The sequence below is a fragment of the Paenibacillus sp. FSL E2-0177 genome (assembly GCF_037992975.1).
In the GTDB taxonomy this organism is placed as follows: domain Bacteria; phylum Bacillota; class Bacilli; order Paenibacillales; family Paenibacillaceae; genus Paenibacillus_AQ; species Paenibacillus_AQ odorifer.
Window position 1 is genome coordinate 4,532,571 of the sequence record NZ_CP150307.1, and the last position, 12,455, is coordinate 4,545,025.

Consider the following 12,455-nt stretch of genomic DNA (forward strand, 5'->3'; position numbering starts at 1 on the left):
CAAATCGGTGAGCGCAGTCTTTTTCTATAATGGTTATTATTTTGACTCTTTAACAACTAGTTTAAGCGGTGCCGCAATCAGCTTCTCTACGGTTTTGCCTTCTAATACATCCTTAGCGGCTTGAATGGCTAGTTGGCCAATTAATTCAGGCTGCTGCGCAACGGTTCCTGTTAATTTACCAGCTTCGATGGATTTAAGTGCATCTTCATTTCCATCAAAACCAATCACAGGGATATTCTTGCCTGAACTTTGAATGGCTTCAATAGCACCTAGCGCCATTTCATCATTATGAGCGAAAACTGCTTGTACGCCAGGATTTCCTTGTAGAAGGTTCTCCATAACGGTCAGGCCTTTCGTGCGGTCGAAATCAGCTGTTTGCTTAGCAATGACCTCTAGCTGGCTGTCCGCAATCTCATGGAATCCCTTACCGCGTTCCCGAGTCGCTGAAGCTCCTGGGGATCCTTCTAGCTCGATGACCTTTGCACCTTTCCCAAGCTGCTCTACAATATATTGTGCCGCCATAGAGCCACCCTTTACATTATCAGAGGCAACAAGAGCTTTGATATCCCCTTGATCTGCGGAACGGTCCAACGTAACGACGGGAATATTTAAACTGTTAGCTGTTTGCACTACTGTCGAGATCGCTGATGAATCCACTGGATTGATCAATAACGCATTCACACCTTTTTGCATCAAATCTTCGACGTCATTACTTTGTTTAGCAGAATCATTTTGGGCATCAATGACAAGGACTTCCAAGCCTTGCTTCTTAGCCTCGGCCAAAACACCATCTTTAACGGATACAAAGAAGGGGTTATTTAAAGTAGATATGGATAATCCAATCTTCATATTCTCCATGCTTCCACCACTGCGAGGCTTAGCCCACTCTGGAGGCTCCAAGGAACAACCTGTCATGAGAATTAATAGTAAGGAAGTAAGAATCAAAGTTAACTTTTTCATGTTGGAATCCCCCTTATACGGCTTTCTTACGGTCTATGAGTACGGCAATGGCAATAACGATCCCTTTGACCACCATTTGGTAAAAAGAGGATACGCCGAGCAAGTTCAATCCATTGTTCAAAATCCCGATAATCAATGCACCAATCAATGTGCCCACGATACGTCCACGACCACCAGTTAAGCTCGTACCGCCTAATACTACAGCTGCGATAGCATCCAACTCATAAGATGTGCCTGCTGTGGGTTGCGCTGAGTTCAATCTGGAAGTCAGGATCGCTCCTGCCAATGCGGACAACATACCGGTCAATGAATAGATCATTATTTTAATGCGGTCGACTTTAATCCCTGAAATAATAGATGCTTTTTCATTACCACCAATGGCATAGGTTTTACGGCCAAATGGAGTTTTGTGCAATACAACCCATAAGACTGCGAAGACGATGATCATTGTTATAGCAGGTACAGGTATTCCCAGTAAATATCCACGGCCAAACAATTGGAAGGTCATGCTGTCTCCGAGACCTGTGATCGGATTTCCGTCTGTGTATACAAGTGTTAATCCCCGGAAAATCGTCATGGTCGCCAACGTAGCGATAAATGGCGCCATTTTACCTTTTGTAATCATCAGTCCGTTAACCATCCCCATCACGCCACCCGCTAAACAACCTACAATAATGGCTAAGACAGGATCCCAACCAGACAACATCAGGTTAGCGGTGAAGGCACTGGATAGGGCTAGAATAGAACCCACCGATAAATCGATACCACCCGTTAGAATAACAAAGGTCATCCCAAAAGCGATAAGCGCATTTATGGCAACTTGTCTAAGCAAGTTCAGGATATTAAGGGGCTCCATAAAGCTTGGGTTCAACACCGTAACGATAACAATTAGAATAATCAGCCCTAGTAATGGACCTAGCTTCTGTGTAATTTGCCCGATTTGAAAACCTTTATTTTCTCTCTCACCTTTGATAGTTGTCATTACTATTGCCCCCCTGTAGCTAACGTCATGATTTTTTCTTGCGTAGCTTCTTGTTGTGATAGCTCTCCACTAATTTCCCCTTCATGAACCACTACGATCCGGTCGCTCATTCCTAAGACTTCAGGAAGCTCTGACGATACCATGATTATGGCGACTCCACGTTCCGTTAATTCGTTCATGAGCTGATAGATCTCCCGTTTAGCTCCTACGTCCACTCCACGGGTAGGTTCATCGAGGATAAGCACACTTAAGCCGATCCCAATCCATTTGGCGATGACCACCTTTTGTTGATTCCCCCCGGATAAATTCCGGACTAAAGTGGAGGAAGACTGTGTCTTGATGTGCAGCCGCTTGATAAGTATGTCTACAAATTCTTGTTCTTTTTTATCAATGATTACACCCTTAGGAGCGAAGCTATATAAATTTGTAAGCACCATATTGTCTCGAATAGAGAAATCAAGCACTAACCCTTCATCTTTACGGTCCTCCGTAACGAATCCTATCCCCGCCTTCATCGCATCATTGGGATTTCGAATCGTGACCTTTTCTCCCCGCACCATAATCTCACCACGGTCTAACGATTCCAATCCGAATAAGGTTCTCATCATTTCTGTTCGTCCAGATCCCATTAATCCTGAGAAACCTAAGATCTCACCCGAACGAACGGAGAAATTAACATCTTTAAATTGCCCTTTTTTCGTGGCATTTTTAACTTCAAGAACAACCTCTCCGGGTTTGGAGGTACGCTCAGGAAACCGGTCGGTTAATTCACGCCCTACCATCTTCCGAACTACATCATCGAAGTTAGTCTCTGGAATGGGCTTCGTGTCTACTGTTTTCCCATCTCGCATGACCGTTATTCGGTCACATATCGTAAAAATCTCTTCCATCCGGTGCGAAATATACACGATGGAGACGCCTTCCTTTTTAAGGGAAGTTATGACTTCGAACAATTTCTGGATTTCCCGTTCGGTTAATGCCGCTGTCGGTTCGTCCATGACGATAACTTTTGCATGAGTCATAAGCGCTTTTGCAATCTCAATCATCTGTTTCTCCCCTACCGAACATTCCCCCGCCTCTTGATTTAAGGGAATCGTTACGGAGAGCTTACGAAACTGTTCATTTGCTAACGCTTTCATTTCTTTCATATTTAAGATCCCTAGTTTGGAGGTTCGTTCCTTACCAATAAACAGATTATCTAGAACTGTCATATCCGGCCACACATTCAACTCCTGATGGATAAAAGCGATCCCATAACGTTCAGCCTCTTTGGGATTGTTAAAGTATGTTTCCTGACCATCTATACTAATGGTTCCTTGATCACGCTGATGCAGTCCAATCAAAATGTTCATCAGAGTAGACTTTCCTGCACCATTCTCTCCCATTAGGGCATGAACTTCACCATCCTTCAGCTCAAAATCCACACCCGTCAACACACGGTTAGCCCCAAAAGATTTATAAATATCTTTCATCGTAATGTGCATACGCTTTGAACCCCCTTTTTATCAAAAATAGACCCCGGCTTGTAAAATACAATTTGCATACGGCTTAGCTTCCCCCGTACGAATGATGACCTTCGCATGCTGGGTTAACAATTTAAATTGTTCATGTGAAATCGCCTCTATAGGTATTTCCTTAAATTTGTCATTCAAGTATTCAGAAGTGTCTTTATTTTTTGCTGCTAATTCCTCTGCCACGATAACTTTCTCTATGACCATATCCTCTGATATGATTTCGACAATCTCTTGAAAGCTGGGAACTCCCAATTTAAGCGCTAAATCAATCTTTGGAACACCAGATGGAACGGGTAATCCAATATCAGCAATGACAATCGTATCGGTGTGGCCTAAGTCAGTAAGCACTTTGGAAATATGACTGTTTAAGATTCCTTGTTTTTTCATAATTAAAGACTCACCTCCACCTCTACTCTTGTTGGCATGCCACCTTGGGCACCAAATTTTGTGACGGATAAAGAAGCGGCGCGATTGGCAAACTTTACACTAGTTGGAATAGACTTGCCTTCAGCTAGAGCAACAGCAAATGCCGCATTAAAAGTATCTCCTGCTCCAGTGGTATCTATAGCATTCACTTTATAGGTGGGAACTAAAACTTCCTGTTTACCATCGTAATAACGTACACCATTGCTGCCCTCGGTTATAAATAACTTATTGGGATATTTGCGTAAAGCTTCAGCAGTACTCATCTCAGGAAATAATATTGCACATTCATGTTCATTGGGAGTTAAATAGGTGGCATTGTTTATAATCGTTTCACTGATAGGCCGAGCAGGTGCTGGGTTAAGCAACATAGGCACATTGAATTTATAGCAAATCTCACTTACATAAGACACCGTTTCTTCCGGAATTTCTTGTTGGATTAATACCATGTCAGAGCCTTTAATATTCTCAAGTGCCCGTTCAACCAATGCAGGAGTAACTAAATCATTGGCTCCTTTTACAACGATAATGCTGTTATCGCCTTCCGCTAAAATGATGTGAGCTGTTCCACTTTCGACATGTGTAACCGGTTCCACATTGGCGGTAAAAACGCGATTCTTTTTCAGATTATCCATGATAGCGGTACCATAGAAATCATCACCTACACAACCAACCATCGTAACTTCTGCTCCTAGACGGGCAGCAGCGACGGCTTGGTTCGCACCCTTACCGCCCGGAACGGTGGAGAATTGTTCTCCAAGCACAGTCTCACCCGCGTGAGGCCGCTTATTCGAAGTCACTACTAAATCCATTGAACAGCTGCCAATTACACATATCTTAGCCATATTCATCAACCTTTCTCATGTTGTCATCTATTCTTTACTTCTTGTAGTTTCCCGCTCCACAAAGCTAACGGGTAGTTGAATAATCTTCTCTTCCACCTTATCTTGCTCAATTAGCTTAATAAGTAAACCCGCTGCTTCTCTACCCATATCATGTGCCGGCTGGCGAATGGTGGATAAAGCAGGTGACAACAAGCTGCTGAGCGGGATATCATCAAATCCGATGATTTGCAGATCCTGCGGCACTCTTTTACCTAAACGATGCGCTTCATGAATGACTGCCGTCGCCACAATATCATTACTGGCAATTACGCCATCCGTATCTATATATTTATCAAATAACTCCACTGCCCATTGTTCTGCTACTGTATGGGAGAAGGATGAAGTTTCGATCACATTATAGCTGATTCCCATTTCATTAAGGACTTCAATCGCCCCAAGAAATCGATCTTGTGCAGGTTTGATATGCGCCGGTCCTTGTATCACTGTAATTTTTTTGCTTCCCCGTGCGATAATCTCCTGTGCTGCAAGACGTCCGCCCTTTTTGCCATCTGCGTATACGGAAGGGCTATCATTAGAAGTACGGTCCAGAAATACAACCGGAATCTTCAAGTTAGAATAAACGTCACTCTCAGGGAAATTGGTTGACGATATCATGCCAATGACATTGTTTTGGATAAAGGTTTGAATATAATCCATCTCTTTGTCCTCGTTCTCATCACTATTGCCAAAGATGATCCGATAACCTTGCTCCTGCATCCGATCCTCTATCCCCCGCGCTAACTGCGGGAAGAACGGGTTGGTAATATCAGGCAAGAGCAGCCCGATTAATTTAGATTTCCGCTTGTATAATGATCTTGCAACCTCATTAGGGGTATAATTCATTTCTTTGATCGCTGCCTCAACCTTTTTGCGAGTATCGATATTCACATATCCAGATTCATTTATAACCCGTGAGACTGTTGCTACCGAAACTCCAGCTATTTTTGCGACATCTTTGATCGTCATCATTCTTTCATTCATCCCCCAATGTGTAACCGGTTACATGTATTACATAAATTAGATTATCACATAACCTTTTCATTTACAAATCTTTTTTTCGAACATAAAGCTAACAAAAGATACCAACTATATATCGATATCTTTTGTTATTTGAATTTATTTATCTGCAAAGCGATTTAATAATTTTATTGTATTGAAATGCATACCTTCATGGTAAAGTGTGAAATTTATGAATTCACCGATTGAATTTAGGGTTAATCCACTTCCTGTTGTAAGAGGGGTTACTTGCTCACTTAAGCGATTGTGAAAAGCTTCCTGGATCCGTTTGGGTTGCTCCGTAAGCATCTCAAGTAAAACTTCAAGCGTTGGCGGTTCCTCATTCCACTCGGCTGGTTTAGTCCCTTTCGCAAATAAGCGTTCAAAGCTTGCCGGCAATTGCATAAGCTCCCGAGCAGAATGAAAGGCAAACTTCTCTTGCACCAAATAAATATGTCCCAAATTCCATCGGATATTGTTATTAAACCCTTCTGGAATGCTATTCAAAGTTCCCTCAGATAGTCCCTCGACAGCACGCACAGTAACACTTCGCACAAACTTAATTTGTTTGAATACAATTTGATCCATTATGACCCCTCCTAATATTTTTATCCATAGTTTACCATGAGATTATCTTTAATTTCCTAAAATTATTTTATACTTAATTGTTTCATAACGAGCGTAATAAACGACTGCATATAACTTTCTTGAAGTTCCTTCTTTCTGTAGCCCATCCATATCGAATGCTTGGAGACTACATTTTCTACTGCTATTTTAGCTAATGTTCCCTGATCAAGATAAGGTTTCGCCAACAAAGCGGATACATAACTAATTCCATAACCGGCAATGACAGCTTGAATAACTTCATTCACTCCATTAAATTGAAGCCCAATCGTTGGCTGCTGTACACTTCTTTCTTCACACAACCGGACAAGCTGCTCTCTGGCTGCACTGCCCTCTTCCCTCATAATAAATGCTTCAGACATCACTTCTTCAAAACTAACCTGCTGATTGGCAATAGGGTGATGGGAAGAAACCACGAATACATACTCGTCCCTATATAACTCCCGATGTTCGAACACTCCTGTATTATGCGAAGGAAACTCCATATCACTGTAAATCGCCACGTCTGCTTCAAAATCATTTAATTTTTCCATGACACCATGAGAATTAGTAGTAGTGATCTGAATGTTAACTTCCGGAAAAGATTGTTTGAATAATGACGCCCACCGGGGAATGAGGATGCTTGTCGCTAAATAATTACCTGCAATCCGCAGATTCCCCTCAGGAAATTTGTGATAGTCTTCAATGATTTGCTGGACTTGATCACCCATGGCAAAAAACTTCTCAAGAGGTTCGATTAACCTTTTTCCTAAAGGGGTGAGCACCATCCTCTTTCCTTTAATTTCAAATAATAAAATATGATTCTCCCGTTCAAACTTACGGATTTGCGCTGATATAGCGGGTTGACTGATATGCAAACGTTCAGAGGCTTTGGTCACACTACCTGTGATCGCAACGTAATAAAACAATTTTAATACATGATAGTTCATCGTCAACTCTTCCTCACTTCATAAAATAATATCTGTATTCGCCGCTTATCCTCAGCCATTTTACTATAACTATACATTATGGATGTTAACTATTATATATTGTTTATTTATATTTATTTATCTTATACTTACAACTATTCATAAGGGAGGTCTCGTTAATGACAAAAACAGTATTATACTTAACCCGCCACGGGCAAACAGAATGGAATTTACAAAAACGAATGCAAGGGCATCAAAATTCTGCGCTTACAGCCTTGGGCGAACAGCAGGCGGAATGGTTAAGAGATCGTTTGGAAGTAGAAAACTTAGGCGCAATTTATTCTAGTACTAGTCCAAGAGCATTGCATACTGCGCAGATTTTACGGGGAAAGCGGAGTTTACCTATTTATCAGCAAGTTTCTTTAATGGAAATTAACATGGGGAGCTGGGAAGGAATGAATACGGATCAGATACAACTAGAATCCCCTTTACAATATTCCCATTTTTTCACCAGACCGGATCTATATATTCCTCTAACCTCAGGTGAAACTTACAAGCAGCTTGAACAAAGAGTAGTGCCGACAATGGAGCGTATCATAAACGATAACGTAGGGCTAGAAGTGCTCATCGTCACACATCGGATGACTTTAAAAGTCATTATGGCTTATTTTCTCAATAAATCATTGCAGGAAATTGGAGAGTTACCGGATATTCTCTCTACAGCATTATGTAAAGTAACCCTAACTGATAACAATACAACCATCGATCTGTATGGAGATACTTCACATTATCAATGACTATGGGTCAAAAAATAAAAAGGTAACTCCGATTAACGGGGCTACCTTTATAGGGTTCAACATTAAATATCCACACTTTTGATTATAAAACTGCGGACCTTCATCCATTTGCCTGAAATGAATTCATCAATCGTTTTCGTCTTTGGTCTAACGCAAAAGCGATGTTTTGCCCCTTTATCAAAGCCCACAGCTTCAAAAATTAGGCTATCCCCTATTTGCTCCTTGAAGAACACCTGCTTTAATCCCAACCTATTTAACATTTCAAGCTTTACGCTCTCAATATATGTGCGCGAATACTCCTTAGACATATGTGTTCCTCCTAGTAGTGGTAGTAATATTATAAGTCAATATGAAGAAAATCAACAATAGTTCATATATTCATCCACAAAAAACAACCAGGCAGCGATTCTCCGTTGGAGGTTCACTGCCTGGTGTTTTGGGTCTGCGGTGGTTTGCTTGAGTAGGTTACGAGCTAAGCTTAATCATTCGTAGCTTTCGGATACCCACTCCGTTGTAACGCACTATCTTGTTGAAATTTGTAAGATAACTGCATTCTATACACTTATTCCATATCCACAAGGGCTAATTCTAACTTTAAGTGTATTCTATACAATTAAAAACTAGAGAAATAGCCTGTAGAGTATTAAATCAAGAAAATAGATGTACTAAATACAGCTATTTTTATTGGCTGGGCGTTTTGAGCATTTTAGTTGTACAAAATACAGTTAAACCCATCTACTGTACACTTCAATACTCCATTACTTGTTACTTCAAGGCTTCCGTCGGCTCTCATATGGTAACTAGATGGGGTGTAGTCCATTATGAGTTTGCCCATTCATACTGATTCCTTTTTCCTGAACCTATCCGAATAATTCTATCTATTTAGTCCTTCAACTTCTACATCTAACTAATCGAAAACATCACTAACTTATTTAACTTCAGTTGCCCCAGTTACTTTACCTTCAATCCCTGCAGTTGCTTTCACATCTTCGTTTGCGAAGTAAAGATTTCCATCAATAGTCGAGGTTTCATGCAGATTAAATCCGTTCGCTTCTACATAAACATCACCTTTAATGGTTCCGCCTTGAACTCGTAAATTTTCACTTTGTACAGTTAACTTAGGTACAGTGAGTGTGTAATTGGCAGTAACTTTGTGATCAGCGTCTTGGGCATAAAGAGCAATCTTACGGTAGATGTCGCCGTCTGCGGCCCCTTTATCATGGAATTCGCCTTCAACAACAACATCTTGGGCAATCGTCACATCATTTAGAATGGCAATAATCCAATTTCCATCTTTACTTACAGCCTTGGTAAACGCATCTGCTTGATTTACGATTGAAGCTGTAGTAACTGCATCCGTTTGCTCTGTAGTTGGAGCCGTAGTAGCCGCCGAATTAGTCGCATTATTATTATTCGCACCACAACCAGACAAGACTGCAACCGAGACGCCTGCTACTAACATCATTTTAAATAACTTCATTTTAAATCCCCCTTGTTTTTGATTATAAATTAATTATATATTAAAATTTTTAATAAACAGGTGAAAATTTTCACAATATTGTGTCGTTATCTGAAGCGGTTTCACAAAGATCACTAATCTCCATCCGGAATCGTATCCATAAGTAACACCTCATCTCGCTGCCCGTTTTAAGTTCATAGATCTTAATACTTATTTACCCAAATTTTAAGAAAGGTCACAAAGGTGCTTAATTCCATACAAAAAGGACACTCCCAATAACTGCGGAAGTATCCTCATAATCTTTATTACTATAAATCTTTAGATTAGATATTCTCTTGAAAAAGATATGGAACCATCATACTCTACACTTACTTTTTTAATGTTAGGTTTATGCAAAACTCCAGCATAAAAATAATACAGCGGAAGGATGACCATTGGGTTAATAAGCATTTTTTCAGCTTTTGCATAAAGCTTGTTTCGTATAATTTAGCTTAAGACGATTATCAAGCAGATCTTCCCAGAGTTGAATCTCAAGGGCTACATTCTTCCATTTCTAGCAACTTAACAGGGTCATCTGACTGCTCACTCCCCCCCATTGACGCTTTAGAATCAGAATGTTAATCTTTAGAAAATATCACAAGGATAAGGGAGCTATTTACTGGTGAAAAAGACAACCATGAAGGACATCGCACTTCGTGCCAATGTCTCCGTCGCAACAGTGAGCTATGTTCTGAATCGTGTCGGCAACCAAACCATTCCTGAGAAAACGCGCCAGCAGATTCTTCAGCTTGCCGAGGAACTGCATTACATACCGAATCTGGCAGCACGTTCACTTGCGAATCAGAAAACAGGATTGGTCGGTGTGCTTGTTAACACAGCAGCCCATACCCCACACTGGAAGCTCCATGCCCAGTTCTCATTTATACATGCCTTGGAACAACGGTTAACAAATGCTGGTTACCATACGCTGCTATATTCACTTGATGTTGACCAGCCTTCTTTGGATATTATCGTAGAAAGAAAGCTGGAGGCTGTATTTCTGATCGATGTGCGCGAGGAAGCCTTTTATTCGATCTCCAAGCATTTTGTAGAAGGAATTCCTTTGATTCTGATCGACAGCATGATAGAAGATAAACTCTTTAAGCAAGTCTTTTTCAACTATCGAGCAGCTCTGCAAAAGGTAAAACCACAGGACCTTTCACAGGTATGTTTAATTATGGAGAGCTTCAATAACTCTTTCCTCACCCGCTTTATTCAGGACAGTCTTCCATTACCTGAAGAAGCGATATTCACCGTTGTCAATTTGGAGGAATTAAATACATTCTTACAGGAGGGGGGCTATAAAGAGGCCATTGTCATTAATGAGTTTATTGGAAGTTACGTTGAAAAAAACGGGAGGTTCGAACAACTCTCTGTTCTTTGCACCTGCAATTGTCCGGAAATATTAGGAGATGACGTTCATAAATTCATTTTCACAGGGGATAAAGCGGCTACTGCATTTGAACTCATGGACAAATTATTGCATCATTCTGACTACTCCGCACAAGAAAATAATTGTTATTTTGTAGAATAATTTTTTTGGCTATTCACTTAAGCGTTTAAGTTGAAAGGAGCATAACTTATGCCTGGTCCTGTATTAGTGAAACAAGTTCCCTCTGCTGTTCAAGCTCATCCCTCTCTTTGGGGAAATCGGAGATTCCTGCTGCTACTCAGTTCGTACTCCATTTCCTTGTTCGGTAACACTTTTCATAGTATTGCTTTAAGTTTATGGGTACTGCAAACGACCGGCAGCGCCAAAATGATTGCCATCATCACGATAATCAATTTATTGCTTAGTTCTTTGCTCGGATCGATAGGGGGAACTTTTGCGGATAGGGTCAATCGTCGAACCCTCATGCTGATCACAGATCTGATAAGTTGCGGACTCGTAGTGACGCTAGCTTTAGCCATTTCCCTGCCCTCTACTTCGTTCATTATCGTCGTCATACTGACGGGTCTTACGACCATTTCAGCTTTATTCCAGTCCCCGGCATACCAAGCTTCTATCACTACTGTTGTTGGTAAAGAACATCTACAAAAAGCGGTAGGACTGTTGAACTTGTCTGAAAACATCTGCCGAACTATTGGTTATTCCGCCGGTGGGATTTTCGTAGCGAGTTTTGGAGCAGCCGACGCTATTTTATTTGATGGAGCTACATTCTTCCTCTCCTTTCTGCTCGTGTTAGCGGTCCGTTCCCTTCCTTTGCCAACTCAATTAAATAACGTGCCCAAGAAAGAACGGAAATTCACACAGGATTTGATCGATGGAATTCGCTATATTTGGAGGTACCCTTTTGCACGCGCCGTTATGATTATGCTTCCTACCTTAACCTTATTTTTTGTCCCCTCCCTGATGTTGACCCAGGTTATGGCTGTCAACGTGTGGGATTCCACTCCCTTTCAGTTTGGACTTATTGAAGCCTGTATTCCACTTGGTTATATGATCGGATCCGGTCTGATCTTACTGCTCGGCTCCAAATTGAAAAACAGAGGTTTCCTTATTATGACTGGACTGCTATGTCTCGGTCCCCTGTACCTCCTGTTATCATTCGTCACTTCCGCTGCGATTGCCATTCCTATCATTCTTGTGATTGGCTTCATGTTCTCATTCTGCACTTTGCTGATTAATACAATCCTTAGGCTGGAAGTTTCAGAAGACATCCAGGGTAGGGTGTTCGGTGTATTAGGTTCTATCATGAGTGTAGCCCCATCCATTGGTCTTACTGCTGTCTCATCCTTGTCTGATCTCTTCAGCCCTGGTCCTGTCATGGGTTCAATCGGGGTCTTACTGCTGCTGTTTGCCTTATCAACTATCACTAAATTAAAGGTAATTCGAAACTACAAGTAATTCCAGAACGTATCCTGTGTT

General features: G+C 41.2%; 13 protein-coding genes. 3 read left to right on the top strand and 10 right to left on the bottom strand.

Annotation, left to right across the window (positions count from 1 at the left end; all coding sequences use genetic code 11):
- Window positions 1–36: 36 nt before the first annotated feature.
- The 8 genes from rbsB to MHI25_RS20290 form a co-directional block, all read right to left on the bottom strand.
- Window positions 37–960 (bottom strand): ribose ABC transporter substrate-binding protein RbsB, encoded by a 924-nt coding sequence (rbsB, locus tag MHI25_RS20255; RefSeq protein ID WP_076304874.1) that lies wholly within the window; start codon window positions 958–960, stop codon window positions 37–39.
- A gap of 13 nt (window positions 961–973) precedes the next feature.
- Entirely contained in the window at window positions 974–1,942 is a 969-nt protein-coding gene (gene rbsC, locus MHI25_RS20260) for a ribose ABC transporter permease (protein WP_076127362.1), read from the bottom strand.
- Between the two features lie 2 nt (window positions 1,943–1,944).
- Window positions 1,945–3,426 (bottom strand): sugar ABC transporter ATP-binding protein, encoded by a 1,482-nt coding sequence (locus MHI25_RS20265; RefSeq protein WP_076218180.1) that lies wholly within the window; start codon window positions 3,424–3,426, stop codon window positions 1,945–1,947.
- A 21-nt stretch (window positions 3,427–3,447) separates the two neighbouring features.
- Complete coding sequence (rbsD, locus tag MHI25_RS20270) at window positions 3,448–3,843, bottom strand: D-ribose pyranase (RefSeq protein WP_076304873.1); 396 nt, start codon at window positions 3,841–3,843, stop codon at window positions 3,448–3,450.
- Window positions 3,844–3,845: 2 nt separating this feature from the next.
- Window positions 3,846–4,724 (bottom strand): ribokinase, encoded by an 879-nt coding sequence (gene rbsK, locus MHI25_RS20275; RefSeq protein ID WP_340394093.1) that lies wholly within the window; start codon window positions 4,722–4,724, stop codon window positions 3,846–3,848.
- Between the two features lie 27 nt (window positions 4,725–4,751).
- Window positions 4,752–5,732 carry a LacI family DNA-binding transcriptional regulator gene (locus MHI25_RS20280; RefSeq protein ID WP_076127368.1) on the bottom strand — a complete coding sequence of 327 codons (981 nt, stop codon included), beginning with the start codon at window positions 5,730–5,732 and terminating at the stop codon, window positions 4,752–4,754.
- A gap of 147 nt (window positions 5,733–5,879) precedes the next feature.
- Window positions 5,880–6,347 carry a DinB family protein gene (locus tag MHI25_RS20285; RefSeq protein WP_076127369.1) on the bottom strand — a complete coding sequence of 156 codons (468 nt, stop codon included), beginning with the start codon at window positions 6,345–6,347 and terminating at the stop codon, window positions 5,880–5,882.
- A gap of 62 nt (window positions 6,348–6,409) precedes the next feature.
- Entirely contained in the window at window positions 6,410–7,312 is a 903-nt protein-coding gene (locus tag MHI25_RS20290) for a LysR family transcriptional regulator (RefSeq protein WP_076127372.1), read from the bottom strand.
- 158 nt (window positions 7,313–7,470) lie between these two features.
- Here MHI25_RS20290 and MHI25_RS20295 point away from each other — a divergent pair, with 158 nt between their 5' ends.
- The gene (locus tag MHI25_RS20295; RefSeq protein WP_340394094.1) at window positions 7,471–8,088 is read left to right on the top strand and encodes a histidine phosphatase family protein; all 618 of its coding nucleotides are present in this window, start codon (window positions 7,471–7,473) and stop codon (window positions 8,086–8,088) included.
- A gap of 62 nt (window positions 8,089–8,150) precedes the next feature.
- Here MHI25_RS20295 and MHI25_RS20300 read toward each other — a convergent pair whose 3' ends face one another.
- Both MHI25_RS20300 and MHI25_RS20305 read right to left on the bottom strand, forming a co-directional pair.
- Window positions 8,151–8,396, bottom strand: a complete 246-nt coding sequence (locus MHI25_RS20300; RefSeq protein ID WP_036688955.1) for a hypothetical protein — start codon at window positions 8,394–8,396, stop codon at window positions 8,151–8,153.
- A gap of 620 nt (window positions 8,397–9,016) precedes the next feature.
- Window positions 9,017–9,568: a polymer-forming cytoskeletal protein gene (locus tag MHI25_RS20305; RefSeq protein WP_076183054.1), complete on the bottom strand. Its 552-nt coding sequence runs from the start codon at window positions 9,566–9,568 to the stop codon at window positions 9,017–9,019.
- Between the two features lie 640 nt (window positions 9,569–10,208).
- On the opposite strand from MHI25_RS20305, the gene MHI25_RS20310 reads away from it, so the two are divergent.
- A complete protein-coding gene (locus tag MHI25_RS20310) occupies window positions 10,209–11,120 on the top strand; it encodes a LacI family DNA-binding transcriptional regulator (RefSeq protein ID WP_076129864.1) in 912 nt (303 codons plus the stop codon).
- A 48-nt stretch (window positions 11,121–11,168) separates the two neighbouring features.
- Window positions 11,169–12,434 (top strand): MFS transporter, encoded by a 1,266-nt coding sequence (locus MHI25_RS20315; RefSeq protein ID WP_340394096.1) that lies wholly within the window; start codon window positions 11,169–11,171, stop codon window positions 12,432–12,434.
- Window positions 12,435–12,455 lie beyond the last annotated feature (21 nt).

Bases quoted from the DNA above. Each gene is read 5' to 3' on its own strand.
- MHI25_RS20265 (WP_076218180.1), bottom strand. From the start codon at position 3,426: ATGCACATTACGATGAAAGATATTTATAAATCTTTTGGGGCTAACCGT.
- rbsD (WP_076304873.1), bottom strand. From the start codon at position 3,843: ATGAAAAAACAAGGAATCTTAAACAGTCATATTTCCAAAGTGCTTACT.
- MHI25_RS20295 (WP_340394094.1), top strand. From the start codon at position 7,471: ATGACAAAAACAGTATTATACTTAACCCGCCACGGGCAAACAGAATGG.
- MHI25_RS20285 (WP_076127369.1), bottom strand. From the start codon at position 6,347: ATGGATCAAATTGTATTCAAACAAATTAAGTTTGTGCGAAGTGTTACT.
- MHI25_RS20305 (WP_076183054.1), bottom strand. From the start codon at position 9,568: ATGAAGTTATTTAAAATGATGTTAGTAGCAGGCGTCTCGGTTGCAGTC.
- rbsK (WP_340394093.1), bottom strand. From the start codon at position 4,724: ATGGCTAAGATATGTGTAATTGGCAGCTGTTCAATGGATTTAGTAGTG.
- rbsC (WP_076127362.1), bottom strand. From the start codon at position 1,942: ATGACAACTATCAAAGGTGAGAGAGAAAATAAAGGTTTTCAAATCGGG.
- MHI25_RS20315 (WP_340394096.1), top strand. From the start codon at position 11,169: ATGCCTGGTCCTGTATTAGTGAAACAAGTTCCCTCTGCTGTTCAAGCT.
- rbsB (WP_076304874.1), bottom strand. From the start codon at position 960: ATGAAAAAGTTAACTTTGATTCTTACTTCCTTACTATTAATTCTCATG.
- MHI25_RS20280 (WP_076127368.1), bottom strand. From the start codon at position 5,732: ATGATGACGATCAAAGATGTCGCAAAAATAGCTGGAGTTTCGGTAGCA.
- MHI25_RS20300 (WP_036688955.1), bottom strand. From the start codon at position 8,396: ATGTCTAAGGAGTATTCGCGCACATATATTGAGAGCGTAAAGCTTGAA.
- MHI25_RS20290 (WP_076127372.1), bottom strand. From the start codon at position 7,312: ATGAACTATCATGTATTAAAATTGTTTTATTACGTTGCGATCACAGGT.